This is a genomic window from Nocardioides secundeburneus, assembly GCF_039939255.1.
Taxonomy (GTDB): Bacteria; Actinomycetota; Actinomycetes; order Propionibacteriales; family Nocardioidaceae; genus Nocardioides.
This window is the reverse complement of record NZ_JBDUUE010000002.1, coordinates 522548-547335: the sequence shown is the minus strand read 5'-3', so window position 1 is coordinate 547335 and position 24788 is coordinate 522548. Positions and strand designations below refer to the sequence as shown.

The 24788-nt window shown below is 73.7% G+C and carries 22 protein-coding genes; 7 read left to right on the top strand and 15 right to left on the bottom strand.

The window, feature by feature from the left end:
• Positions 1 to 3 precede the first annotated feature (3 nt).
• Positions 4 to 621 carry a bifunctional 4-hydroxy-2-oxoglutarate aldolase/2-dehydro-3-deoxy-phosphogluconate aldolase gene (gene eda, locus ABFT23_RS07660; RefSeq protein ID WP_347893868.1) on the top strand — a complete coding sequence of 206 codons (618 nt, stop codon included), beginning with the start codon at positions 4 to 6 and terminating at the stop codon, positions 619 to 621.
• 25 nt (positions 622 to 646) lie between these two features.
• Here the strand turns inward: eda (ABFT23_RS07660) and ABFT23_RS07655 are convergent, their stop codons facing one another.
• Entirely contained in the window at positions 647 to 2287 is a 1641-nt protein-coding gene (locus ABFT23_RS07655) for a bifunctional 3'-5' exonuclease/DNA polymerase (protein WP_347893867.1), read from the bottom strand.
• A gap of 86 nt (positions 2288 to 2373) precedes the next feature.
• Here ABFT23_RS07655 and ABFT23_RS07650 point away from each other — a divergent pair, with 86 nt between their 5' ends.
• Positions 2374 to 2895, top strand: coding sequence for a hypothetical protein (locus ABFT23_RS07650; RefSeq protein WP_347893865.1), 522 nt, complete (start codon positions 2374 to 2376; stop codon positions 2893 to 2895).
• Positions 2896 to 2919: 24 nt separating this feature from the next.
• Here ABFT23_RS07650 and ABFT23_RS07645 read toward each other — a convergent pair whose 3' ends face one another.
• Both ABFT23_RS07645 and ABFT23_RS07640 read right to left on the bottom strand, forming a co-directional pair.
• Entirely contained in the window at positions 2920 to 3480 is a 561-nt protein-coding gene (locus tag ABFT23_RS07645) for a hypothetical protein (protein ID WP_347893863.1), read from the bottom strand.
• Positions 3481 to 3598: 118 nt separating this feature from the next.
• Positions 3599 to 6607 carry a ThuA domain-containing protein gene (locus ABFT23_RS07640; RefSeq protein ID WP_347893861.1) on the bottom strand — a complete coding sequence of 1003 codons (3009 nt, stop codon included), beginning with the start codon at positions 6605 to 6607 and terminating at the stop codon, positions 3599 to 3601.
• 365 nt (positions 6608 to 6972) lie between these two features.
• Here ABFT23_RS07640 and ABFT23_RS07635 point away from each other — a divergent pair, with 365 nt between their 5' ends.
• Complete coding sequence (locus ABFT23_RS07635) at positions 6973 to 7473, top strand: MarR family winged helix-turn-helix transcriptional regulator (RefSeq protein WP_347893859.1); 501 nt, start codon at positions 6973 to 6975, stop codon at positions 7471 to 7473.
• 9 nt (positions 7474 to 7482) lie between these two features.
• Here the strand turns inward: ABFT23_RS07635 and ABFT23_RS07630 are convergent, their stop codons facing one another.
• Positions 7483 to 8316, bottom strand: coding sequence for a sulfurtransferase (locus tag ABFT23_RS07630; RefSeq protein ID WP_347893857.1), 834 nt, complete (start codon positions 8314 to 8316; stop codon positions 7483 to 7485).
• Positions 8317 to 8333: 17 nt separating this feature from the next.
• A complete protein-coding gene (locus ABFT23_RS07625; protein ID WP_347893855.1) occupies positions 8334 to 9323 on the bottom strand; it encodes a helix-turn-helix transcriptional regulator in 990 nt (329 codons plus the stop codon).
• A gap of 100 nt (positions 9324 to 9423) precedes the next feature.
• Between ABFT23_RS07625 and ABFT23_RS07620 the strand changes: the two genes are divergently transcribed.
• On the top strand, positions 9424 to 9885 hold the full coding sequence (locus ABFT23_RS07620) for a VOC family protein (RefSeq protein WP_347893853.1): 462 nt from the start codon (positions 9424 to 9426) through the stop codon (positions 9883 to 9885).
• 19 nt (positions 9886 to 9904) lie between these two features.
• Here the strand turns inward: ABFT23_RS07620 and ABFT23_RS07615 are convergent, their stop codons facing one another.
• Positions 9905 to 10411 (bottom strand): hypothetical protein, encoded by a 507-nt coding sequence (locus tag ABFT23_RS07615; protein ID WP_347893851.1) that lies wholly within the window; start codon positions 10409 to 10411, stop codon positions 9905 to 9907.
• 35 nt (positions 10412 to 10446) lie between these two features.
• Here ABFT23_RS07615 and ABFT23_RS07610 point away from each other — a divergent pair, with 35 nt between their 5' ends.
• Positions 10447 to 10998, top strand: a complete 552-nt coding sequence (locus ABFT23_RS07610; RefSeq protein WP_347893850.1) for an LOG family protein — start codon at positions 10447 to 10449, stop codon at positions 10996 to 10998.
• A gap of 87 nt (positions 10999 to 11085) precedes the next feature.
• Here ABFT23_RS07610 and ABFT23_RS07605 read toward each other — a convergent pair whose 3' ends face one another.
• The 4 genes from ABFT23_RS07605 to ABFT23_RS07590 form a co-directional block, all read right to left on the bottom strand.
• On the bottom strand, positions 11086 to 12141 hold the full coding sequence (locus ABFT23_RS07605) for an HNH endonuclease signature motif containing protein (RefSeq protein WP_457623111.1): 1056 nt from the start codon (positions 12139 to 12141) through the stop codon (positions 11086 to 11088).
• 366 nt (positions 12142 to 12507) lie between these two features.
• Positions 12508 to 13578 carry a fatty acid desaturase family protein gene (locus ABFT23_RS07600; RefSeq protein ID WP_347893848.1) on the bottom strand — a complete coding sequence of 357 codons (1071 nt, stop codon included), beginning with the start codon at positions 13576 to 13578 and terminating at the stop codon, positions 12508 to 12510.
• Positions 13575 to 14000, bottom strand: coding sequence for a DUF5994 family protein (locus ABFT23_RS07595; RefSeq protein ID WP_347893846.1), 426 nt, complete (start codon positions 13998 to 14000; stop codon positions 13575 to 13577). Before ABFT23_RS07595 ends, ABFT23_RS07600 begins: the two co-directional genes overlap by 4 nt.
• A gap of 115 nt (positions 14001 to 14115) precedes the next feature.
• Positions 14116 to 15345 carry an MFS transporter gene (locus ABFT23_RS07590; protein ID WP_347893845.1) on the bottom strand — a complete coding sequence of 410 codons (1230 nt, stop codon included), beginning with the start codon at positions 15343 to 15345 and terminating at the stop codon, positions 14116 to 14118.
• A gap of 80 nt (positions 15346 to 15425) precedes the next feature.
• Between ABFT23_RS07590 and ABFT23_RS07585 the strand changes: the two genes are divergently transcribed.
• The gene (locus tag ABFT23_RS07585; protein WP_347893843.1) at positions 15426 to 16058 is read left to right on the top strand and encodes a FadR/GntR family transcriptional regulator; all 633 of its coding nucleotides are present in this window, start codon (positions 15426 to 15428) and stop codon (positions 16056 to 16058) included.
• Between the two features lie 15 nt (positions 16059 to 16073).
• Here ABFT23_RS07585 and ABFT23_RS07580 read toward each other — a convergent pair whose 3' ends face one another.
• Positions 16074 to 18893 carry a PAS domain-containing hybrid sensor histidine kinase/response regulator gene (locus ABFT23_RS07580; protein WP_347893841.1) on the bottom strand — a complete coding sequence of 940 codons (2820 nt, stop codon included), beginning with the start codon at positions 18891 to 18893 and terminating at the stop codon, positions 16074 to 16076.
• A 149-nt stretch (positions 18894 to 19042) separates the two neighbouring features.
• Here ABFT23_RS07580 and ABFT23_RS07575 point away from each other — a divergent pair, with 149 nt between their 5' ends.
• On the top strand, positions 19043 to 20530 hold the full coding sequence (locus ABFT23_RS07575) for an MFS transporter (RefSeq protein ID WP_347893839.1): 1488 nt from the start codon (positions 19043 to 19045) through the stop codon (positions 20528 to 20530).
• 69 nt (positions 20531 to 20599) lie between these two features.
• On the opposite strand, the gene ABFT23_RS07570 is transcribed toward ABFT23_RS07575, so the two are convergent.
• From ABFT23_RS07570 to ABFT23_RS07555, 4 genes are all read right to left on the bottom strand, one after another.
• Entirely contained in the window at positions 20600 to 21412 is an 813-nt protein-coding gene (locus tag ABFT23_RS07570) for an NmrA family NAD(P)-binding protein (RefSeq protein WP_347893837.1), read from the bottom strand.
• Positions 21413 to 21537: 125 nt separating this feature from the next.
• Complete coding sequence (locus ABFT23_RS07565) at positions 21538 to 22635, bottom strand: sugar kinase (protein WP_347893835.1); 1098 nt, start codon at positions 22633 to 22635, stop codon at positions 21538 to 21540.
• A complete protein-coding gene (gene eda, locus ABFT23_RS07560; protein WP_347893834.1) occupies positions 22632 to 23273 on the bottom strand; it encodes a bifunctional 4-hydroxy-2-oxoglutarate aldolase/2-dehydro-3-deoxy-phosphogluconate aldolase in 642 nt (213 codons plus the stop codon). The genes ABFT23_RS07565 and eda (ABFT23_RS07560) overlap by 4 nt, the downstream gene beginning before the upstream one ends.
• Positions 23270 to 24775 carry an aldehyde dehydrogenase family protein gene (locus ABFT23_RS07555; protein ID WP_347893832.1) on the bottom strand — a complete coding sequence of 502 codons (1506 nt, stop codon included), beginning with the start codon at positions 24773 to 24775 and terminating at the stop codon, positions 23270 to 23272. The genes eda (ABFT23_RS07560) and ABFT23_RS07555 overlap by 4 nt, the downstream gene beginning before the upstream one ends.
• Positions 24776 to 24788 lie beyond the last annotated feature (13 nt).

Below are 24788 nucleotides of genomic sequence, written 5' to 3'. Positions count from 1 at the left end.
CCGATGCCCGCCGACCTGCTCGACGTCGTCCCGGTGCTGCCGGTCGTCGTCGTCCACCGCGTCGACGACGCCGTCCCGATCGCGCGGGCGCTCGTCGCCGGCGGCCTCCCGGCCATCGAGCTGACGCTGCGCACGCCGGTGGCGCTCGACGCGATCGCCGCCGTGGCCGCCGAGGTGCCCGACATCCTCGTCGGCGCGGGCACGATCGTCACGCCGGGCCAGGCCAAGGAGGCCGCCGACGCCGGCGCCCGCTTCCTGGTCTCCCCCGGCTCGACGCCGTCGCTGCTGTCGGCCATGACCGAGACCGGGCTGCCGTTCCTGCCCGGCGTCTCTACGGTCTCCGAGGTGCTGTCGGTGCTCGAGACCGGCCAGACGTCGATGAAGCTGTTCCCGGCCGAGGCCGTCGGCGGCCGCGCGCTGCTCTCGTCCATCGCCTCTCCCGTGCCGGCGGCGCGGTTCTGCCCCACCGGCGGCATCACCGCCGCGACGGCGGCGTCGTACCTGGCACTGGCCAACGTCGGCTGCGTCGGCGGCTCGTGGCTCACCCCGGGCGACCTCGTGGCCGCCCGGGACTGGGACGGCATCACCGCCCTGGCCCGCGAGGCCGCCGCGCTGCGCTGAGCGCCGCCGTCTACCCGGGCCTCGGTCAGGGCTTGCCCGCCTCGGCGTAGGACCGCACGACGGAGACGTTGAGCGGGAAGTCGACCGGGTGCTCGCGGAACAGCAGCCGCGCCGCCGTCGCCGAGGCCTCGGTGACGGCGTCGCGGACGGCGTCGGCGAGCCCGGCGGGCGCGTGCACGACGACCTCGTCGTGCAGGAAGAACACCAGGTGCGGACGCCGTTCGAGCGGTGCGTCGTCGGGACCGATGCGCCACAGCCGGTGGCGCAGGTCGGCGATCCAGCACAGCGCCCACTCGGCGCCGGTGCCCTGGACGACGAAGTTGCGCGTGAAGCGTCCGTAGGCGCGGGCGCGGGCGTCGTCGCGATTTCGCTCGACACCCTGTTCGACAGAACCGTCGGGATCACTCCACGCCTCGCCGAGGCTGGGTGAGCCGCGCCCGAGCAGCGTGCGCACGACCTCGCCGTGCTCGCCGGCGCGGGCGGCGCGCTCGACGAGCGCGAAGGCGTCGGGGTAGCGACGGGCCAGGCCGGCCAGCAGCCGGCCGCTCTCGCCGCTCGTGGCGCCGTACATCGCGCCGAGCAGGCCGAGCTTGGCGTCGTTGCGGGTCGCCACGGCGCCGTCGTCGACCATGCCCTGGTAGAGGTCGGCGCCCCGTGCGGTGCGGGCCAGGGCACGGTCGCCGCTCATGCCGGCCAGCACCCGTGGCTCGAGCTGCGCGACGTCGGCGACCACGAGCACCCAGCCCTCGTCGGCGACGGCGGCCGGACGCACGATGACCGGGATCGAGAGCGCCCCGCCCCCGTGCGAGGCCCACCGGCCGGTCACGACGCCGGCGGGCAGGTAGGTGGGCCGGAAGCGACCCTCGCGCACCCACTGGTCGAGCCACGACCAGCCGTTGGTCGTGTGCAGGCGCGACAGGTGGCGGTAGCGCAACACCGTCTCGACCGCCGGGTGGTCGTGCGCGCGCAGGCTCGAGGCGCGGGTGGAGGTGACCTCGATGCCGGCCCGGCGCAGCGCGGCCAGCAGGTGCTGCTGCGAGTCGGGGTTGAGGCCGGGCGCCCCGAGCGCCTCGCGGACGGCGTCGGCCGCCTGCTCGAGCAACGCGGGCCGGACGGCGCGCGGGGGCCGCGGGCCCAGGAGGTCGGTGAGCAGCCGGTCGTGGACGTCGACGCGCCACGGGATGCCGGCGTGCGTCATCTCGGCCGCGGCCAGCGCCCCGGACGACTCGGCGGCCAGCAGCAGCTCGAGCCGACCCGCCTCGGACGACGCGGCGACGGCGTCCTGCTGTCGCTCGTCCTCGAGGTCGGCCCGCAGGTGCTCGACCGCCTCGTCGGCGGCGAACAGGGCCGGCTCGGAGGCCAGCGTCGGCCCCAACCGGTGCCAGTGCTCGGCCTGCTCGCCCTCGAGCCGCTGCCGGTCGACCGCGGGCGCCCGGCGCAGCAGGTGGTGCGCCAGCCGGAGGTCGTGACAACGCGCGACCCGCACGCCGTCGGCCAGGAGTCGGGGATACCAGCGCGCCGTGTCGTCCCACACCCACCGGGGACCGGCCGGCTCGTGCTCGGCGACGTAGGTCGCTACCGCGTCGGCGGCCAGCTCGACCCGCACCTCGCCGTCGTCGGCCACCACCCGCTCGCCCGGCAGGCGCGAGAGGCGGATCCGGGTCACCGCCCGAGCCTGCCACCCGCCACCGACAGCCCGCCCCTCGCACCGGCGACGTCGCGGGTCGGGACGCATCGTGATGGGATCGGGTCATGGACGGACGCCGCCTCGGGAGCCTGGTCGGTGCCACCGGCGGGCTGGCCTTCGTGCTCCTCAACGCCGGCGACCTGCCCGGCGCGTGGCTGCACCGCGTGCTCGGCGTCGTGCTCGCCGTGGCCGTCGTGGCCTGCGTCGTCCTGCTGCCCGCCGAGCCGCCGCCGCCCGTCGACCGGCGCGGCATCCGGCTCTACGGCGCGAGCGTGACCCTCATGGTGCTGGCCATCCTCGTCGGGGCCCGGGTGCTCGACGCGTCGGGCCACGCCTCGTGGATGCGGGCGTGGGTCGTGCTCGTCGTGGGCCTGCACTTCCTGCCCTTCGCGCGCGCCTTCGCCCAACCGCTGTTCACCTGGCTCGGCGCGATTCTCGCCGCGCTCGGCGTCCTCGGGCTCGCTCTCGCGCCCACCGTCGACGCCGCCCCGGCCGCCGTCGCCGTCGGGGCCGGCTACGCCCTCCTGGTCGCGGCGCTCCTCGGGCCGGTCGGCCCGGCGCTCCGCCGGCGCGACGCCGTCCGCTGACGGACGGCGCACCGACGCCCGACGTCAGTGCGGGCGGGCGGCGTCGGCGTCGCGGGTGGCGACGAACGCGTCGAGCTGCATCGTGTCGAGACCGTCGCAGTCGAGGCGCTGGTCGAGGGTGTCGGCGGACAGCGGCGCCGTGGCACCCGGCCCCGCCGGCAGGGCGAGCACGGCCTCGCCCGACTCCGCCCACGTGCGCAGGGCGTCGACCGAGGCCTGGGGCAGCTGGGCCGCGTCGTAGCGGACGACGGCCGCGGCGTCGGCCCGCAGCAGGTGCTCGAGGTCGGCGGGCGTCGGCAGGTCGGGCTCGGCGCCGGTGTAGAAGCTCTGCGAGGGGTGCGCCCAGGTCGACCCGCTCTCGACCGGGGTGCGCGCACCGGCCTCGCACGACACGCCCGAGGGCGGCGCGGCAGCCGTCGACGGGGCCGACGAGGGGGCTGGCGACGGGGCACCCGACGGGGACGGGGAGGCGCCCGGCTCGTCGTCCGACCCGCACCCGGACAGCGCCAGGAGGACAGCAGCGGTCAGCAGGGCGCTGAGGGCGCCGGCACGTCGGGGCGAGCCGGGTCGGTCGGTGTCGGTCACGGTGCGTCCTCCGCGGATGGATGGTGCGAGGGGTGGATGGTGCGTGCTCGGACGTGCGGCGAGCGGGAGCGGGACCGCGATGGTCCCACCCCCGCTCGTCAGCGGTGCGGCAGGCGGATCAGCGGCGCTTGACCCGCACGGTCACCTGCTGGGACGTGCTGGCCTCGGCCACGCCCGAGCCCGTGTAGGCGGCCTTGAGCCGGTGCACGCCGACCCGGTTCGAGCGGAACGTGACGGTGGCCTTGCCGGCCACGACCTTGACCCGCTTCACGACCTTGCCGCCGTCGTAGAGCACCACGGTGCCGGCGGGGGTGATGCCGGCGGCCCGCACGGCCACGGTCACCTTGACCGGCTTGCCGCTCTTGACGGTGGCGCGCCCGGCCCGGGCGGCCGTGGTGGTGACGGCCTTCTGGACGACGAGCGTCGTCCGGGCCTCGGCGCCGGCGACGTCGTCGGTGCCGGCGTAGCGGGCCACGACGGTGTGCGTGCCGACCGGCAGGCGGGCCGGGAGGGCGAAGCGCGCGATGCCGTCGACGGCTTGGACGGTGCCGAGCCGGACCGGGCCGACCTGCACGGAGACCGGTCCGTCGATCCGCTCGTTGCCGCCGGTGATGACACCGACCGCGAGGGCGCTGGCGGTGCCGTGGCGCATGGTCGCCGGTGCGCGCACGAGCACCACGGAGGTGCCGCGGACGACCTCGAGGCGGGCCGGGTCCGAGACGATCTCGGTGGAGGCGTCGGCGACGACCACCCGGTAGAGGGTGCCGTTCTCGGCGAGGCCGGTCGGGACGACGCGCAGCCCGACGGTGGTCTCACCGGCGAGGTCGACCCACTGGGTCGATCCGGGGGCCTGGCGCTGCCACTGGTACTCGACGTCGTTGCCGCGGGCCTCGGCGGTGAAGGACGCCGGCGAGCCGACGGCCGCGGTGGCGTCCTGCGGGCCGGAGACCAGGCGGAGCACCGGGGAGGTCTCGTCGAGCATCGACATCCAGTCGACGAGCTCGGTGGCCCGCTGACGCAGCACGGTCACGGAGTCGCCGCTGCCCGCGCTGGCGTTCTGCAGCACCCGCTGGGCGGCACGGGCCCGGTCGAGGGCGGCGACGCGGTCGCCGGCCAGGTAGGCGTTGTACGACGCGGTGACGGCGGCTGCGGCCTCGGCAGCCGGGCGCGCGGCGAGCTGGCCCGAGGCCTGGGCGGTGGTCACGAGGGTGCCGACCTCGTTGTGCGTGACGCAGTTGGCCTCGGTCTGCCCGGCGGTCCAGCGGATCGCCTCGAGGATCTGCTCCTGGAACATCGGGTCGTCGCTCAGCTCGAAGTTGTGCATGAGCGCCTGGGTGTAGGAGCGCCCGCCGTCCCAGTTGCGGCACCAGGAGATCGGGTGGTCCGCGCCCTCGGTGCGGCCGTCACCGGCGTTGAGGCCGCCGACGTAGGAGGCCTCGGTGAGCGTCTGCAGCACGTGCACGCGCTCGCGGGGCAGGAACGTCTTCCAGTTGTAGAGCTCGTCGAGCACGTGGATCGAGCGCGGGAAGTGGTCCGTGGTCGGGTTGGTGCCGTCCTCGGTGATCACCTCGGTCGTGCGGCACGCCTCGCAGTTGTGCTGCTGGCCGTTGACCGAGGAGCTGTGGTTGTCGAACTCGCCACCGACGAGGTCCTTGTACCAGTCCCAGCTGTGCATCGAGTCGGTCGCGCCGTGGATGGCCACGAAGCCGCCGCCCTCGTTGACGTACTGCTTGAGGATGGCCTGCTCGTCGACCAGCACGGCCGGGTCGGCCACCGAGGGACGGTTGGTGATGAACTGGCTGTTGCCGACCGAGGAGACGGCGACGAGCGCGTCGTACTGGCGCAGGTTCTCGATCGACTCGAACGGGTTGCCCGGCACCGACTCGTTGGGGGCCATGTAGTCCCAGATGTCGACGTCGAAGTTGTTCTCGGCGCCCTGCTCCTGGATGAACTCCATCGTCGCGGGGATGTGCTGGTGGCGGAAGCCGCCGGGACGGTTCGCGAACAGCAGGACCTTGAAGTCGGGGTCCTCGTTCTTCACCGACGGGCCCGCGTAGACCTGCGGCTGGCGCGGCGCGAGCGGCTGGGCCTCGACGGTGATGCCGGGGGTGAAGGCCGGGTCGGTGGCGCCGCCGAGACGGGCCTTGAGGTAGGCGGCATCGCCGGTCAGCACGGTGCGCGCGACCCCGCGCGGGGCGTAGTCGCGTGCCCACGCGGCGAACTCGTCCATGGCGGCCGTCGCGCCGGCGGTGTCGCCGAGCGTGGAACGCTCCTTGGCCAGCTGGGCGCGGCCCTTCAGGGCCTCGCCGTTGACGGCCGAGATGCGGCCGTCGGCGACGTAGCGGTCGACGAGGGCGACCAGCTCGTCGAACGACGTGGTGACCTGGAAGCTGATGGTGTGCTTGGCCTGGTTGCCGGCGGCGTCGCCGACCAGGACCGCCCAGGTGTGGCCGCCGACCGGGAGCGTGGCGAGGTCGAGCGGCACGAGGTCGACCCGCTCACCGTCGATCCACATGTCGCGGATGGCCGGGCCGCCCGAGCCCGGCGCCGGGTCGGCGAGGACGGGCTTGATCTCGGTGTACGGGGCGGAGTGGCGGATCTTGCCGTCGATGATGCCGGGCCAGGCCGCGGTCGGCGCGGTCGAGTCGATCTTGACGGTCGTGGTGCGCGGGGTGGAGGCGTTGCCGGCCGAGTCGACGGCGGTGTAGGTCACCACGCTGTTCTGTGCGCCGACGACGTCGTAGCTGCCGGTCCACTTGCCGTCTGCCAGCGCCGCGGGGACGTCGACCGGGGTGCCGGCGGCACCGACGGTGACGACGAACTTGGCGACGTCGGTGTCGTCGGTCGCCGAGAAGGACAGCGTGACCTTCTGCTCGGGGTCGACGAACCAGTCGCGCAGACCAGGCGCGGTCGAGGGGTTCCAGGTCGTGTTGTTGAGGATGCCGTTGTAGGCCGGCACGGCCGCGACCGGGGTGCGGCTGACGGCGTCGAGCACCGGCGCGGTGCTGTCGGCGGCCGTGGCAGCCGAGGGTGCGACGACGGTGGCGACGGTCAGCGCCGTCGCCAGGGCCGCGCCCGAGGCCAGGCCGCGCCGCCTCCGGTTCGAACCGGTGACTGGGTGGTTCATGGAGCTCCTTGACTGATGAGCGCCCGATGCCGGACCGGCGGTCGAGCGCACGACGGGGTGCGAGGTGGTACGTGCGTGCGCACCGGATCGCTCGTCCCGAGCGGTCGATCAGGTGGAGTGGCGCGAACGCGTCCGGTGTCGACGGTTGGTCGGAGCTCCGGACGGCGAAGGGGTCGGCAGCCCGAGTGTTAAAGCTGCCTCTTGTTTGTTTTGGTGCCGCTCAAACTAAAGTGGCGGTCGTCACGTCACAACCAGATCGGCCGATGATCTGGAACTCCGTTCCAAACATCCGGCCAACAGGGCTCCTGTTGCGACGAGTATCGTCACAACATCCTGGCCGGCGCGGATCGCCCTACGATCAGGCCATGCCCCGCACCCCCGGCGTCACCGAGTCGTCCCGCACGGTCGTCGACCATGCCGGCGGCAACCTCACGCTCGACCTCATGGTGCTCGACCAGCACCTCGGCGCGCTCCTCGACGTCGCCTTCACCGGCGCCGGGATCACGCCGGCCCAGTACGCCGTCTACGCCGAGCTCTCGCGCGGCTCGCGCACGCCACGTCAGCTGATCGAGACGCTCGGCCTCCGCCCGGCCACGCTCACCGGCTACCTCAACGCCATGACCGAGCGCGGGCACGTCGACCGCTCACCGCACACGACCGACGGCCGCTCGAGCGTCCTGTCCCTCACGACCGGGGGCCGCGAGCAGTTCGTGGTCGGCCGCGACCGCCTCAACGCCGCCCGACGCTCAATCACCACCCAGCTCGGGGGCGCCGAGGCGGTCGGGCAAGTGCGACTCGTGCTCGGCCGCGTCGACGACGCGCTCCTCGCCGCCGTCCCGGCGATGCGCCGCAAGTACGCCGGCTGACCGCGCCGGTCAGCGCGACGGCCCCGTGGCGACCGGCTTGTCGAGGTTGCTCCACTGCGACCACGAGCCCGGGTAGAGCGCGGCCTCGACGCCAGCCAGCTCGAGCGCGAAGACCTGGTGGGCGGCGGTGACGCCCGATCCGCAGTAGACGGCGGTCGGCTCGTCGTCCCCGACGCCGAGTGCGGCGAACCGCTCACGCAGCTCGTCGGGCGAGCGGAACGTGCCGTCGTCGGCGAGGTTCTCGGTAGTGGGGGCCGAGACCGCACCAGGCACGTGGCCGGCACGGGGGTCGACGGGCTCGACCTCACCGCGGAAGCGCTCGCCCGCCCGCGCGTCGAGCAGGGTGCCGGTGCGGGCCACGGTCTCGACGTCGTCGAGGTCGAGCACCGGCAGCGCTCCCCCGACGAGCGCGACGTCGCCGGCCTCGGGCACGACGTCGTCGGTCGCAAGGGGCAGGCCGGCGGCCCGCCAGGCCGGCAGGGCGCCGTCCAGCAGCCGGACGTCGGTCACCCCGGCCCACCGCAGCAGCCACCAGGCGCGCGCCGCCGCCAGGTCGCCCTGGCCGTCGTAGGCGACGACGGTGCTGCCGGTGCGCACGCCCCACCGGCGCGCGCTGGCCTGCAGGTCGGCCAGGAACGGCAGCGGGTGTCGACCGTCGGCGGGCTCACCGTGCGAGGCCAGCTCGGTGTCGAGGTCGACGTAGACGGCGCCCGGCACGTGCCCGGTCAGGTAGGTCTCGTGCCCGGGCGGGCCGCCGAGGCTCCAGCGGACGTCGAGCACGACGACGTCGCTGTCTCCCTGCAGCAACGCCGCGAGCGCGACGGGGGTGATGAGTCCGTTCACCCCACCAGTCTCGGGCATCACCGCGCGACCGTGGCCGCGTTGCGACGGGCCAGGACGCCGAAGGCCGCCCGCAGCTCGGGCGGGTCGACCACCTCGACGTCGGTGTCGAAGCGGTTGAGCGACGCCGCCAGGGCCACCCACGACCAGGCACCGCTGGTCAGCCGGCACCGACCGTCGTCCAGCGGCTCGACGGTGCCGTCGCCCGCGAACGGCCGCACGGCGCCGGCCGGCAGGTCGAGCACGACGGTGCCCGTGCACGGCCAGGCGCCGGCTCCGGCCGTGCCGTCGGAGCCCTTGAAGCGGGCCGCGACGTAGGTCGCGGCCGTGCCGCCGGGCACCGGCCGGGGCGTGAACCGTGGTCCGGTAGGGGTGCGTGGCGTGATGCGGTCGGCGCGGAAGATGCGCCAGTCGTCGCGGTCGAGGTCCCAGCCGAGGAGGTACCAGCGGCCGGCGGAGACGACGAGGTCGTGCGGCTCGACCCGGCGGGGAGGCCGGTCGTCGTCGGCGCCTTCCCCGCTGCGGGAGGCGTAGTCGAGGCGCAGCACCTCGCGCGCCCGGACCGCCGTGGAGACCGCGACCAGCACGTCGGTGCGGACCTGGGTCGGGCCCGCCCCGCCACGAGGAACGGTGGAGAACGCCAACGCGTCGAGCCGGTGCCGCAGCCGCGACGGCATCACCTGCCGCACGGTGGTGAGCGCGCGCAGCGCGGCCTCCTCGATGCCGGCACCCGTCGAGACCGCCGCCTGGAGCGCGACGGTCAGGGCGACGACCTGGTCGTCGTCGAACAGCAGCGGCGGCAGCTCGGCCCCGGCGTCGAGGCGGTAGCCGCCGTCCGGGCCCATCGTGGCCTCGATGCGGTAGCCGAGCTCGCGCAGCCGGTCGACGTCGCGACGCACCGTTCGGTGGCTGATGCCGAGCCGGTCGGCCAGCACGGCGCCCGGCCAGTCGCGCCGGGTCTGCAGCAGCGACAGCAGGTCGAGCAGGCGCGAGGTGGGAGTCGTGGGCACGACCTCAGACTAGGTCGAGTGTAGGACCGGATCTGGCCTAGACACCGAGAAGACTCGGTGCTGCCGGACGGACCGGCACCAGCACGAGCAGGAGCGAGCGATGACCCTCACCACCACGACCCACCTCAACTTCCGCGGCGACGCCCGAGCGGCTCTGGAGCACTACGCCTCGGTGTTCGGCGGCCAGCCGATGATCACCACCTACGCCGACGCCGGCATGCCCGCCGACGTGCCGGGCGCCGACGGGGTGCTCTTCGGACTCCTCGCGAGCCCGGAGGGCTTCCGGGTCATGGCCTACGACGTGCCCGGAGCGGGCGACGGCGGCCCGGCGGGTGGGGCCGGGTCGACCCGCCGCGAGAACGGCACGACCGTCACCGACCAGCCGTTCTTCGTCTCGGTCACCGCCGCGTCGCTCGACGAGGCACAGGGATTCTTCGACCGGCTCGCCGACGGCGCCGTCGTCGTCGAGCCGCTGGCCGCCTCGGCCTGGAGCCCGGGGTTCGGCATGCTCACCGACCGCCTCGGCGTCACCTGGGCGTTCAGCGTCGACGCCGGCCGCTGAGCCCGGCCCGGCCGGTGCGCTAGCGGCCCGACCCGGCCGCTTCCGCACCGGTCACGCGGGGCACGAGGTAGCGGGCGGGGATCACCCCGTCGTTGCAGGCGGCGCCCACCCAGGCGGCGAACGCGTCGCCGTGGCGGTCCTGCTTGAGCGCGGCGTCGTCGTCGGCCTCGAGCATCTCCTGCGCGGTGACGACGTCGCCGAGCCCGTCGATGCGCTCGACGGCGAGCCCGAGCCCGAGGCGGACGTCGTCGTCCAGGGTCGCCCGGGTGGCGAGGTCGGCCACCTCGGCCGTGGCGCTCTTCAGACCCGACGTCGACCGCGGCCCCGGCGCGGAGAGGTGGGCGTCCTGCTCGGTCGACACGGCACCGAGCGCCGCGCACAGCTCGGCGTCGCTCACGGCCTCCCGCCGTTGCTGCTGCGCCGGCGTCGGGTCGGTGCGGTCGCTCGCGTCGTTGCCGAAAGCGACGACGCCGATGACGCCGGCGACCGCTGAGGCAAGGACGACCGGACGTACCCAGGACGGCATCCGCCCATCCTCCCAGGGCTTCGTAGACTCCGCGCGTGACTCGCGAGATCCGCCGCATCGCCGTGTTCTGCGGCTCGAGCCCCGGCACCGACCCGGCCCTGGTCGACCACGCCTACGACGTCGGCCGCGAGCTCGCCACCCGCGGCATCGGCCTCGTCTACGGCGCCGGCGGCTTCGGTCTCATGGGCGCCGTCGCCCAGGGCGCCCTCGACGCCGGCGGCGAGGTGATCGGCGTGATCCCCCGCAGCATGGTCGAGCGCGAGTGGGGCCGGGCCGACCTGACCGAGTGCCACGTCGTCGAGACCATGCACGAGCGCAAGGCGATGATGGCCGACCTCGCCGACGCCTTCCTCTGCCTCCCCGGCGGCCTCGGCACCCTCGAGGAGATCGTCGAGGTCTGGAGCTGGCGCCACATCGGCTTCAACGACGACCCCGTCGCGTTCCTCGACGTCGGCGGGTTCTGGACGCCGTTCCTCGCCTCGGTCCAGGGCCTCGTCGATGCGGGGTTCATCCGGCAGTCGGTGCTGGACGACGTCGTCGTCGCGGAGACGCTGGGTGAGGTGTTGAACGGGCTTGTTGATAGGTGAGTGCCTGCTGATAGGTGACTGCCCCGGGCGTCATGTCTTGAGTTCGGCTCGCAGGCGCGTCAAACGCGGCGGAATGGACTACCCGCGTCACGTCCGCATCGGATGATTCCGACCCGCCTCGGCATGGGTCGCGTGATGGTGGAACGGACACAGCAGGTGCGCCGTCCGGAGGTCGGTGCCGCCGCCGCTCGCCCAGGGTTCTCGGTGGTGCAGGTGGCACAGGTAGCCGGGCACGTCGCAGCCGGAGGCGTGCTGGCAGTGGCGTTGCTCGACGATGGCGGCGAGGCGCTGCTTGGCCGTGTGGAAGCGGCGCTTGCGGCCCATCGCGAGAAGCTCGTCGGAGGCGTTCATCCACATCGGGACGACGCCGGCGCCGCAAGCGAGGCGGAGGAACTGGGTGTGCGAGATCCTCGCTCCGGTGTCGAGTGACGCGGCCTTCACCCGCCCCTGCAGGGCGTCGTAGTCGCCGATGACGACCACGGTGGCGTTGAGGCCGCCGACGTCCGGCAGAGCCGCGGCGGAGATCCGCTCGATCCAGTCGACGAAGGCGCGGCCGAGCTTCTCTGCCGACGGGCGCAGCCAGTCGTAGGAGCCGGCTCCCTGCTCGGCGCGGACCGACTTGGGCGCGGCGAGGGCGTGCAGGTGCCTGCGCAGCATCTCGGCCTGCGCCGTCGGGATGGTGAATTGACCGTGGGTCGTGCCGTGGCCGTCGTCGCGCATCGTGAGGCGGGTCGCCGCGCGGGCGTCGGCCTCGAGTCGCTCGAGCGCCGCCGACTCACGTTCGTCGGCCGAGTCGGGGTCGAGGTGGGCGTAGATCTCGTGGCCGAGGCGGCCGAGCGCGATCGCGTCATGGTCGCGCGCCTCGCCGACCAGGCAGACCTCGGCGCGCTCCTGGTCGTGGGTGCTCACGCGTTCGTCGTCGAGGCGGGCGAGCTTCACGGCGATCGCCGTGGCCTGCTCGGCGTGCAGCTCGCCCCGCGCCATCGCCACCCTGGTCCACTCACGCGAGCGCAGCGACGTCGCGAGCCCGACCTTCGCGGTCGCCGAGCGCCTGGTCACCCGGGTCTGCTGCTGCAGCCACCGCGCGGTGTCGCGGCACGACGACGCCTCCGGCAGACCGAGCACCTCGGCCTGGCCGATCACCCGCGCCTCGAGCTCGGCGACGCCGGCGGCGAGCCCGCGCCGCGAGGGCGACCGCGCGCGTCGTCGCGGCGTCGTCGAACGACCAGACCGGGACGTCGGCCAGCCCCTTCAGCGCATCGAGCGCCGAGGACAGGCAGGTCTCGATCTGGGTCATGCCCCCAGGTCACCAGCGACCACCGACACCCAGGAGTCCAGGACGACCGGTCATCCACAGGAGGGGTCCGGACACCTGCCCTGTGGACGGTTCCGGGACGTTTCCACAGGGCGAGACCAGGGGGCTCCGTCGAGCGCCGGCCCGGACCGGGCCGGTCCGGGCCGGTCCGGGCCGGTCCGGGCCGGTCCGGGCCGGTCCGGGCCGACGGAGCGTCAGGCTCGACCGTCGCGGAGCTGGGCCGACAGCGGGCAGTCGAACGGGTCGCGAGCCCGCAGGCCCACGTGGTTCAAGTAGTCGACGACGATCGCGTAGGACCGGAACAGGCCCATCTCGGTGTAGGTCACGCCGACGCGCTCGCAGTGGGCCCGGACCAACGGCCGCGCACGGCGGAGGTGGCAGCGCGGCATGCTCGGGAACAGGTGGTGCTCGATCTGGTAGTTGAGCCCGCCCATGGCCCAGTCGAGGAGCAGGTTGCCCCGCACGTTGCGCGAGACCATCACCTGTCGTCGCAGGAAGTCGAGCCTCATCGTCGCCGGCACGATCGGCATGCCCTTGTGCGCCGGGGCGAAGGAGGCCCCGAGGCAGACCCCGAAGACCGCGACCTGGACGCCGAGGAAGGCCGCGGCCTGCGCGAGCGGCAGCACCAGCGCCACCACCGCGACGTAGGACCCGAGCCGGGTGAGCACCAGGGCCAGCTCGGTGCGGCGCCACGGCTGGGCCGACCCGGCGTCCAGGCCGGCGCGCACGCTGGCCGCGTGCAGGTTCAGGCCCTCGAGGGTGAGCAGGGGGAAGAACAGCCAGCCCTGACGACGCACGAACCAGCCGGGGAGACCGGCGGTGCGCTCGGCGACGATGCCAGGCGTGAAGGCGATCGCGCCTGCGGCGATGTCGGGATCGAGACCCTCGACGTTCGGGCCGCGGTGGTGCAGGTTGTGCTTGCCGCGCCACCAGGCGTAGCTGAGGCCGGCGAAGCCGCCGGCGAGGATCCGCGCGGTCCACGCGTTCCACGTGGGGGACGCGAAGATCTGCCGGTGGGCGGCGTCGTGGCCCAGGAACCCGAACTGGGTGACGACGACGCCGAGCGCGGCGGCCACCAGGAGCTGCCACCAGGAGTCGCCGAGCAGGGCGAAGGCCACCCACAACGCCGCGAACGCGGCGACGTGCGCGGCGATCTGGGCCAGGTAGTAGCCACGGCGTCGCTCGAGCAGCCCCGCCTCGCGAACCGTGTGCAGCAGGTCGGTGAAGTCGCTCGTGGACCCGTGCTCCGACCGGGTCGGCGTCAAGGACGCGACGCCCCGGCCGCGAGGCCGAAGCCGAGCCGGCGGGCCTCGGCCGCGTCGACTCCGCTCGGCACCACGGTGAGCCGGAGACGATTGCCCGTGGCCATCGTCAGCACGACGAGCCGGGTGTCGTCTCGCGGGAACGAACCGACCTTGACCGGACCCCGCTCGGCTCGCACGGCGCGCACGCCACGGCCGTCGACGACGACGTCGTCCCAGTCGGGACGCGAGAACAGCAACCGGTCGACCCGTCCGGTGGCGTAGGGGAAGTGGTCGATCAGGTCACGGACCTCCACCCGGAGGTCGCGCGACTGCGGCCACCAGGCTCCGTGCGGGCCCTGCGCGGCCGGACCCGGGTCGAGCCACAACCGCAGTGGCGACCGGGGATCGGGGGCGGTTGCGGGTCGTGCTGGGAGCGTCGCCATGGACGTCTGCCCTTCGTCCTGCCCTGGCGGCTCGGAGAGCACAGGCGTGACAGGCTGGTTGATCCCGACCATACTCGCCCGCGCCGGGCGGGGCGCTATCGCAGACCGCGGGCGATCAGAGCAGCGCCGGCTCCTCGTCCTCGACGAACCGCGGCCGGCACGCGTACCACCCGGCGAGCGTGCTGGGCACCGCGCTGACCGCCAGGACGACGAGCGGCGCCGTCCAGGAGCCGGTCGCCTCGCGCAGCAGGCCGAGTCCGACCGGACCGACGGCGGCCAGCAGGTAGCCGAGGCCCTGCACGAACCCGGAGACGCTGGAGGCCCCCTGCGGCGTGCGGGTGCGCTGGTTGATGAGGGTCATGCAGAGCGGGAAGGTGCTGACCCCGATGCCCAGCGCGCACATCCACAGCACCGCCAGGTCGCGGGGAGCCACGATCAGCCCGACGTAGCCGACGACCAGGGCGATCGAGCAGGTCACGACGACGCCGAAGGGGTTGGGCACCCGCGTGGCCACCTGCGGGACGACGAGCGCGGCCGCCACGCCCCAGGCCGAGTAGAGCCCGACCATGGCACCGCCGAACCCGTCGGTGGCGCCGGCGTCGGTGAGCACCGACGGCACCCAGGTGATGATGCTGTAGTTCGACAGGGTCAGCATCGCGAAGAGGACCACCAGGCCCCACACGGTGGTCGAGCGGCCGATCCGCATCGAGCGCCCGGTCGCGACCGAGCCGGTCGCGGGCGCGTGGTGGTCGGCGGGCAGGCGCGCCGACACGGCGAACCAGACGACGGCGGTGAGGGCGGCCGGCAGGGCCCAGACGCCGACCGAGACGCGCCACGACGCGGCGTCGGCGATCGGGACGGCGAGCAGGGGCGCGACGAACTGACCGGTCTGCATGAGCAGCAGGTAGGTCGACGTCCAGAGACCGACGCGGTGGCCGAACCAGGCCTTGACCAGCGGCACGACGACGACGTTGACGGCGCCGATGCCGGCCAGGGCCGCGACGGTCGAGACGACCAGCGTGACCGGGCCGGTAGAGAACGCCCGCAGGAGCAGGGAGACGGCCGTCAGGCCCAGCGCCGCGGTGGCGGTGCGCTCGAGCCCGAACCGGCGGGTCACCACGGGAGCCAGGAACCCGAAGACGCCGAACACGACCGCCGGCACGGTGCCCAGCAGGCCGGCGAGCGCCAGGCCGTAGCCGAGGTCGTCGCCGATGATCTCGAGCAGCGGCGTGAAGCCGGTGACCGCCGTGCGCAGGTTGACGGCGGTGAGGGCGACGGCGACGCCGGCCCAGACGAGGAGCGGGCCTCGGCTCGGCGCGGCACGAGGCGGCAGCACGGTCGTCACACTGGACTCCTAGACACGAGCAATGATGGGATCATGGGATGAATCGTGAGCAGTCTGGCACACCGGCGCCGCTTCGGCGAGTGGGTCTGATCGACCAGGTGGCCGCGCGGTTCCACGACGAGATCACCTCGGGCCGCTGGCCCGTCGGTCAGCGCATCCCGGTCGAGGCCGAGCTGGTCGCGGCCTTCGGCGCCGGTCGCAACACGGTCCGCGAGGCGCTGCAGTCGCTCGTGCACGCCGGCCTGCTCAGCCGCGAGCAGGGCCGCGGCACCTTCGTCATCTCCACCTCCGAGCTCGCCGGCTCGCTCGGACGCCAGCTCGGCGGCGGCACCCGCCAGCACTACCTCGAGCTGCGGCTGGCCCTCGACAGCACCGCCGCCCCCCTGGCCGCCGTCCGGCGCACCGAGGCCGACGTCGTCGAGCTGCGCCGCCTGCGCGACGAGCGGCGGGCCAGCTGGTCGAGCGACGACGCCGACCGCCGGGCGAGCACCGACCTCGCCCTGCACCGGGCGATCGTGGCCGCCACGCACAACCCGCTCTACCTGCAGCTCTACGCGAGCATGACCGAGGTCTTCGCCGGCCACATGCGCGACGAGGCCGAGCACGACGCCGGGCACGAGCACCACCACGACCTCGTCGAGGCCATCGCCGACGGCGAGCCCGAGCGCGCGGCCGCACTGGTGGAGGAGATCTTCCGGCCGTTCCTGCGCTGAGGCCGCCGCGCGAGACTACGCCGACTGGTACCAGTCGCGGTACTCCGAGATCGCCGAGACCGCCTCGCCCATCGCCGTGCCGAGCTCGGCGACGAGCTGCTCGGCGCCGACCGTCGTGCCGGTGCGCGCGAGCTCCTCGACCTCGGCGGCGACGTCGGCGAGCACCACCAGCCCGAGGTTGCTCGCACTCCCCCGCAACGCGTGGGCGGCCGCGCTCAGCGCGGGCGCGTCGGACGACGCGGCGGCCGAGGCCACGAGCCCGACGAACTCGCCGCCGTTGTCGAGGAACCGGCCGATCGCTCGGTCGAGGTAGCTGGTGTCGCCGGGGACGAGCTCGAGCAGCATCGCGAGCCGCTCGAGGTCGAGGTGCGGGCTCACCGGCCCGGCAGCGGACGCCGACGACGCGCTGGACGACGGCGACGCGGCGCCGAGCCACCGCTCGAGCGCCGCACCCAGCGCCGTCGGCGAGAGCGGCTTGGTGAGGAAGTCGTCCATGCCGGCGGCGAGGCACTTCTCGCGCTCGCCCGCGATCGCCGTCGCGGTGACCGCGATCATCGGCACCCGGGACGCCGCCCCGGCCGCCCGAGCCTCGCGCTCGCGGACGGCGCGCGCCGTCGCGTAGCCGTCGAGCCGCGGCATCTGCAGGTCGAGCAGCACGGCGTCGTAGGCCTGCGAGTCCAGCATCTCGAGCGCGGCCAGCCCGTCGTCGGCCGTGTCGACCGCAAAGCCCAGCGCCTCGAGGAAGCCGCGGGCGACCAGTCGGTTGATCTCGTTGTCCTCGACGACGAGCACGGTGCCGAGCCGCCGTCCCCCGGCGTCGCGGACGACGCCCGCCCGGCTCGGCGCGGAGGCCTCGCGGACCGAGGCGACCGCCGCCCCGAGGCGCGCGGTGAACCAGAACGTGCTCCCGACGCCGGGCGAGCTGTCGACGCCGATCTCGCCCCCGAGCGCCGCGACGATCTCGGCGGAGATGGCGAGCCCGAGGCCCGAGCCGCCGAAGTGGCGGGTGGTCGAGCTGTCGGCCTGGCTGAACGGCGCGAAGATCCGCTGCTGCTGCTCGGCGGAGATGCCGATGCCGGTGTCGCGGACCTCGACGCGCAGCAGGGTCGCGTCGCCGTCCGGCGCCGCCGTGGCCCTGATCGCGACCGACCCGGCGGCGGTGAACTTGACGGCGTTGGAGCCCAGGTTGAGCAGCACCTGGCGCAGCCGCGTCGGGTCGCCGGCGGCGACGGCGGGCACGTCGTCGGCGCACGACAGGTCGAGGGCGATGCCCTTGTGGCGCGCGCTCTCGGCGAGCAGCTCGCCCACCTCCCCGAGCACGGCGCGCACGTCGAGGTCGACCGACTCGACCTCGAGCAGGCCGGCCTCGATCTTGGAGAAGTCGAGGACGTCGTTGATGAGCTCGAGCAGGGTGCGGCTCGACACGGTGATGCCGGCGACGTAGTCGCGCTGCACGGCCGAGAGGGCCGTGCTGTCGAGCAGCTCGTTGAGGCCGATGATCCCGTTGAGCGGGGTGCGGATCTCGTGGCTCATCGTCGCCAGGAACTCCGACTTGTGCCGCGACGCCTCGAGCGCCCGGTCGCGCGCGTCGGCCAGCTCACGCTCGGCCCGCTCGCGCTCGGCGACCCGCGACAGCAGGGTCGCGGCCTCCTCGACCATCTTCTGGATCATGTCGTGGCGGTGCAACGGCGGCAGCGAGGTCATCACGAGGATGGCCAGCACGTCGCCGTCGAGCGTCACCGGGCACGCGAGCGTGAGCCGCCGCACCGGGTCCCACACCGACGCGACGGCACGGAACGCCTCGGCCGCCGTCGCCTCCTCGATCCGCGCGACCTCCGGGTCGCCGTCCGGGAACGGGTCGAGGGCGTGCGGGACGACGCCGGCACCGTCGGGCGCCGGCACGAACGCGCGCGCCCGGTCCCAGTCGTCGTGCAGGACGACGAGCGCCCCGGCCTGCTGCAGGATCTCGTCGAGCGTGGCCGCGGTGTTCGCGGCGGTGGCGATCGTCTGCATGAGCGAGGTCTGCGTGACCAGGTCCTGCAGCCTGTCCTCGGTGGCGCGGGCGCGGGTGATGTCCTGGTAGGTGCCGGAGGCCTCCTTGAGCGTGCCCGCGGCGTCGTAGGTGCCCACCGCGCGCAGCCGCACCCACATCCACCCGTGCCGTCCGAGGTGGCGCACCTCGACGTCGACCTTCGGCCCGGTGCCCGACAGCAGTCCGTCGAGCGCCTGGACGAGACGGGCCTGGTCGTCAGGGTGCGTGATCCGCACGAGGGCCTCGCGGTCCTGGCCGAGCACCACCGAGGTCTGGTCGCCGTAGAGCTCCTCCAGGCCCTCGGACGCCGTCACCGTGCCGGTGACGAAGTCCCACGTCCAGCTGCCGCTGCGCCCGATGCGCTCGGCGCGGACCAGAGCCCGGTGACCGGCGTGGGCGAGCTCGAGGAGCCGCTTGGTCTCGTCGTTGTCGGTCAGGCGCAGCACCAGGCCGGCGACCGCGCCGTCCTCGAGGTAGGCCGTCTGGCGCAGGCGCACCCAGAGCGCCTGGCCGTCGTCGCGCACCAGCATGGTGTCGACCTCCTCGGGCAGGAACCGTCCCTGCGCGGCCTCGGCGAGGAAGTAGGCGGCCTGCCCGCGGCCGGCCTGGTCGAGGAACTCGTCGACCGAGCGACCGACGAGGTTCTCGGTGCGCAGCAACGTGGCGGCGCTGGGGTTGGCGTAGAGGACGGTGCCGTCGAGGCCGAGGACGACGATGCCGTCGCTGAGCGCGGAGAGCACCTGACGACTCAGGGCGTCCTCGTCGAGCACGACGTCCTCCCTCCCCGTGGGCCTCGTCGTCATGGGGGTGACGGGCGCCGAGGGACAAGCCTGCCAGCACGTGCCGGACGACGCGCACCGGATGGCGGAAACGGCCGACTATTGGTTGGCGAGGTCAACCAGTGTGACCCACTTCTCGGAATACCTCGATCGCCATCACGGCTGAGCAACCCGTGACCAGCACCAGACAGCGGACCGACTACCGGGTGACCTTCGTGGTCCTGTGCGCAGGCGTGGCGTCGTTCTCGCTGCTGCAGTCGATGGTGAACCCGGTGCTGCCGACGATCCAGGCCGCGCTCGACACCGACCAGGCCACCGTCACCTGGGTGCTCACCGCCTACCTCCTCTCGGCGTCGGTGTTCACCCCGATCATCGGCCGCGTCGGCGACAAGGTCGGCAAGGAGCGGATGCTCGTGGTCGCCCTGGCCTCCCTCGCGGTCGGCTCGCTGCTCGCGGCCGTCGCGCCCACCATCGAGGTGCTCATCGCCGCGAGGGTCATCCAGGGTGTCGGTGGCGGCGTCCTGCCGTTGACGTTCGGGATCATCCGCGACGAGTTCCCCCGCGACAAGATCGCCGGCGCCGTCGGCACGTCGTCGGCCCTGCTCGCCGTCGGTGGCGGCATCGGCCTCGTGCTCGCTGGCCCGCTCGTCGACGTGCTCAGCTACCACTGGCTGTTCTGGATCCCGATGGTGATGACCGTGCTGGCCGCGCTCGCCGCGCACTTCTACGTGCCCGAGTCGCCCGAGCGGACGCCGGGGCGCATCAACGTCGCGAGCGCGCTGCTGATGTCGTCGTGGCTGGTCACGCTCCTGCTCGCCGTGAGCCAGGGGCACAGCTGGGGTTGGGGCTCCCCGATCACCGTCGGCCTGTTCGTCGCGACCGCCGTGCTGCTGCCGGTCTGGGTGCGCGCCGAGGCCCGCAGCGACAGCCCCCTCATCGACATGCGGATGATGCGGATCCCCACGGTCTGGACCGTCAACCTCGTCTCCCTGCTCTTCGGCATGGGCATGTACTCGATGTTCGCCTTCCTCCCCCAGTTCCTGCAGACCCCCGACGCCCTCACCGGCTACGGCTTCGACGCCACCGTCACCCAGTCCGGCCTGCTGCTCCTGCCGCAGACCGTCGCCACGTTCCTGGCCGGCGTCGCCTCCGGCCGTCTGGCCGCCCGGCTCGGCTCCAAGGCCGTGCTGGTCGCCGGCGCCACCCTCACCGCCGCCGGCACCCTCGGCCTCGCGATCGCCCACCACCAGCTGTGGCTGGTGGTCGCCGAGACCGCCGTGCTCGGCCTCGGGTTCGGGCTCGCGTTCGCGGCGATGTCGAACCTCATCGTCGACGCCGTCCCGCAGTCGCAGACCGGCGTCGCGAGCGGCATGAACGCCAACATCCGCACCGTGGGCGGCGCGCTCGGCAGCGCGGTGCTGGCCAGCGTCGTCACCGCCGGCGCCCGCCCCGACGGCTTCCCGGTCGAGTCCGGCTACACCGCCGGGTTCCTGGTGCTCGTCGTGACGTCGACGCTCGCCGCGCTGGTCGCCGTCCTGGTGCCGGTGGTGCGGGCCCGCACCCACGTGGTGCCCGGCCCGCAGGCCGAGGCCGAGGCGGCACAGAAGAACTTGAGCGAATCTTCGACCGTTCTTCAGACAAGCGCCGCCCCGGGCCGGTAACGTTCTTCCTACCGAGCCGCTGGTGACCCGAGACGCCAGCGGCTCGGTTCTATTTTTCCTCCCGCGAGCTCAGCGCCAGGCCGAGGCGTGGTCGACCACGAACGCGGCCAGCGGCCGGGCCGGCCGGCCGGTGGCCCGCTCGACGTCGCCGGTCACCTCGGCGAACGCGCCGTCGCGCACGCGGTCGAAGGTCACGAGGCTCAGGTCGCGGTCGAAGCCGGTCATGCCGTCGATCGCCTCCTCCACCGACGCCTCGGTGGGCTCGACGCCGAGCGCGGCCGCGGTCTCGGCCGGGGTCAGCGACTCCGGGCCGGTGATCTCGTAGACCTGCCCCGTGTGGCCCTCGTCGAGCAGCGAGACGGCGGCGACGGCCGCGATGTCGCGGGCGTCGACCCAGGCGACCCGCGCCTCGGCCCCCGGGAAGGTCAGCGTGCCCGCGGCGATCTCGTCGCGGTAGAAGCGCGGGTCGGTGAAGACGTCCATGAACCAGCTCGGCCGCAGGATCGTCCACGGCCGCCCACCCTCGCGCACGGCGTCCTCGACCCGCAGCGCCCAGTGGTCGAGCTGCGGGTAGTCGGCCGCTCGCTCCGAGAGCAGCACGACCCGGGTCCCCGGCGCGGTCGCGGCCACGAGGTCGGCGACGAGCCCGGGCGCGTCGGACCGGTCCGGCCTCACGACGAACACCGCGTCGACGCCGTCGAGGGCCGCCGGCCAACCGGGCGCGTCGTCCCACGAGAACGCCGTGGGGACGACGCCCTCGAGGCGCACCGACGACGGGTCGCTGCTGCCGCCGAGCACCTCGACGTCACGCTCGGCGAGCAGCGCCGCGAGCGGCACCCCCGTCTTGCCACGGATCCCGGTCACCAGCACGCGCGTCGTCATGTCCTCACTCCATCGGTCGGTCGGTCCTGTCCCGGGCCAACCGGCGCCGTCCAGGTGACATTCCGAGAGCGCGCGGGCCCCGACCGCGGCGCGGTCGAGGCCCGTGCTTCGTGCCGGTGCGGACGTCAGCGACGCACGCGGGCGCTGCCACCCGAGGCCAGTGAGACGACCTCGGCCGCGGTGGCCATGGAGGTGTCGCCGGGGGTCGTCATCGCGAGGGCGCCGTGCGCGGCGCCGTACTCGAGCGCGGTCTGCAGCGGCTCGCCCGAGATGAGGCCGTAGGCCAGGCCCGAGGCGAAGCCGTCGCCGCCGCCGACGCGGTCGTAGATCGCGAGGTGGTCGCGAGCCGTCGACTGCAGGACGCCGGTCTCGGGCGACCACGCGATGGCCTGCCAGTCGTTGTCGCTGGCCGAGTGGACGCCGCGCATGGTCGTGGCGATCACCTTGAACCACGGCATCTTCTCGGCCACGGTGCCGACCATCGCCGCGAAGCTGTCCATCGGCAGCTCGCGCAGGTGCTCGTCGACGTGCTCGACGTCGAAGCCGAGCGCGGCGGTGAAGTCCTCCTCGTTGCCGATCATCACGTCGACGTGGCTCGCAAGTCGCGTGTTGACGTCGCGGGCGAACTCGGTGCCGCCGATCGCCGACCACAGGCTCGGGCGGTAGTTGAGGTCGAACGAGACAACGGTGCCGTGCTTCTGCGCCGCCGCCATCGCCTCCTCGGCCACCAGGGCCGCGCTCTCGGACAGCGCGGCGTAGATGCCGCCGGTGTGCAACCACCGGACGCCGCGTCGTCCGAACAGGTCGTCCCAGTCGACGGTGCCTGGGGCGAGCTGGGCGATGGCGGTGTTGGCCCGGTCGGAGACGCCGACCGCACCCCGCACGCCGAAGCCCCGCTCGGTGAAGTTGAGGCCGTTGCGCACCGAGCGCCCGATGCCGTCGTACTTCGTCCAGCTGATCATGGAGGTGTCGACGCCACCCTGCATGATCAGGTTCTCGACCAGGTGGCCGATCTCGTTGTCGGCGAGCGCGGTGACCACGCCGGCGCGCAGCCCGAAGACCTTGCGCAGGCCGCGAGCGACGTTGTACTCGCCGCCGCCCTCCCACGCCTCGAACCGGCGGGCGGTGCGGATGCGCCCCTCCCCCGGGTCGAGGCGGAGCATCACCTCGCCGAGGGCGACGACGTCGAGCTCGCACTCCTCGGCCGGACGGGTCTCGATCATGCGGGCACTCCTTGCAAGGACGCCGCGGACGGCGAGGACGGGACGGCGGCGCAGCGGGCCGTGACCTCGGCCCAGTCGCCGGCGGCGAGCAGCTCCGGCGCCACCATCCAGCTGCCGCCGACGGCGGCCACGGCACGGTGGGCCAGGTAGTCGGGCGCCGTCGCGGCGCTGATCCCGCCGGTGGGCACGAAGCGCACCTGCGGGAAGGCCGCCGCGAAGGCCTTGATGGTGGCGAGGCCGCCGTTGGCCTCGGCCGGGAAGAACTTGACGACGTCGACCCCGAGGTCGAGCGCGGCGATGATCTCCGACGGCGTGGCGACGCCCGGGAACACCGGCAGCCCGAGCTCGAGGCTGCGCGAGACCACGGCCGCCGACAGGCCCGGCGACACGACGAACCGCGCGCCGGCGTCGTGGGCCTGGTCGACCTGCGCCGCGGTGATCACCGTGCCGGCCCCGACGATGAGGTCGGGGTTCTCGGCGAGGCGCCGCAGCACGGCGGCGGCCTCGGGGGTGCGGAAGGTGGCCTCGGCGACCGGGAGGCCGCCGGCGACCAGGGCGGCGCCCAGGTCGTCGGCCTTTCCGGCGTCGTCGAGCACGACCACCGGGACGACCCGGTGGCCCTGGAGCACGTCGGTCATCGCAGCTCGGCGATCACGGTCTTGAGCTCGGTGTAGTCGTCGAGGCCGAACGAGCCGAGCTCGCGACCCCAGCCCGACTGCTTGTATCCGCCACGGGGCAGCACCACGTCGTCGGCGTGCCAGGTGTTGAGCCAGACCGTGCCGGCGCGCAGCTTGGCGCCGACGCGGTGGGCGGTGCCGAGGTCGCGCGACCAGACGCCCGCGGCCAGGCCGTAGACGGTGTTGTTGGCCGCGGCGACGACCTCGTCCTCGGTGTCGAACGGGATGGCGGTGACGACCGGGCCGAAGATCTCGTCGGTCTGGATCGCCATGTCCTCGGTGACGTTGGTGATGACGGTCGGGGCGAAGAAGTAGCCCTTGTCGGCGGCCGGGTCGGCGCTGCCGGCGGCCAGGGTGGCGCCGTCGGCGACGGCACCGCGGACGTAGCCGATGACCTTCTCGTGCTGCTCGGCCGAGACCAGCGGGCCCATCGTCGTCGAGGCGTCGAAGCCGTTGCCGACGGTGATCGCCCGCGCGGCGGCGGCGACGCCCTCGACGACCTGGTCGAAGACCTCGCGCTGCACGTACAGGCGCGAGCCGTTGACGCAGCACTGGCCCTCGTTGAAGAAGGCGGCGAGCGCCGCACCGGCGATGGCGGCGTCGAGGTCGGCGTCGGCGAAGATGATGTTGGGCGCCTTGCCGCCGAGCTCGAGCGAGACCTTCTTGAGGTTCTTCGAGGCGCCGGCGGCGATCTTCTTGCCGACCTCGGTCGAGCCGGTGAAGGCGACCTTGTCGACGTCGGCGTGGTCGACCAGGGCGGCACCGGCGTCGCCGAAGCCCGTGAGCACGTTGACGACGCCGCCGGGCAGCCCGGCCTCGATCAGGAGCTGGCCGAGGAGCAGCGCGCTGAGCGGGGTCTGCTCGGCCGGCTTCAGGACGACGGTGTTGCCGGCCGTGATCGCCGGGATGACCTTGAACGCGGCCATCGTGAGCGGGAAGTTCCACGGCACGATGCCGGCGACGACGCCGATCGGCTCGCGACGGGTGTAGGCGTGGAACTCCTTGCCCGGCACCGACATCGGGATGGAGGTGCCCTCCATCTTGGTGGCCCAGCCGGCGAAGTAGCGGAACAGCTCGGCGGCGACGCCGACGTCGCCGCGGGCCGAGGCCAGCGACTTGCCGTTGTCGAGCGACTCGAGCTGGGCGAACTCCTCGGCGCGCTCGTCGATGAGGTCGCCGATGCGCCACAGCAGGTGCGAGCGCTCGCGCGGGGTGAAGGTCGACCACGGGGACGGCGACTCGAACGCCGCGCGGGCGGCCTTGACGGCGCGGTCGGCGTCGGCGGCGGAGGCGCGCGCGACCTGGACCAGCACCTCCTCGGTGGCGGGGTCGACGGTGTCGAAGTGCTGGCCGTCGGCGGCGTCGACCCACTCGCCGCCGATGAGCAGCTGCTTGGGGGCGGACAGGAACTCACGGACGGCGGGCAGGAGTGCGGTGCGGTCGGAGCTGACGGTGGCGGTCATGATGCCTTTCCTA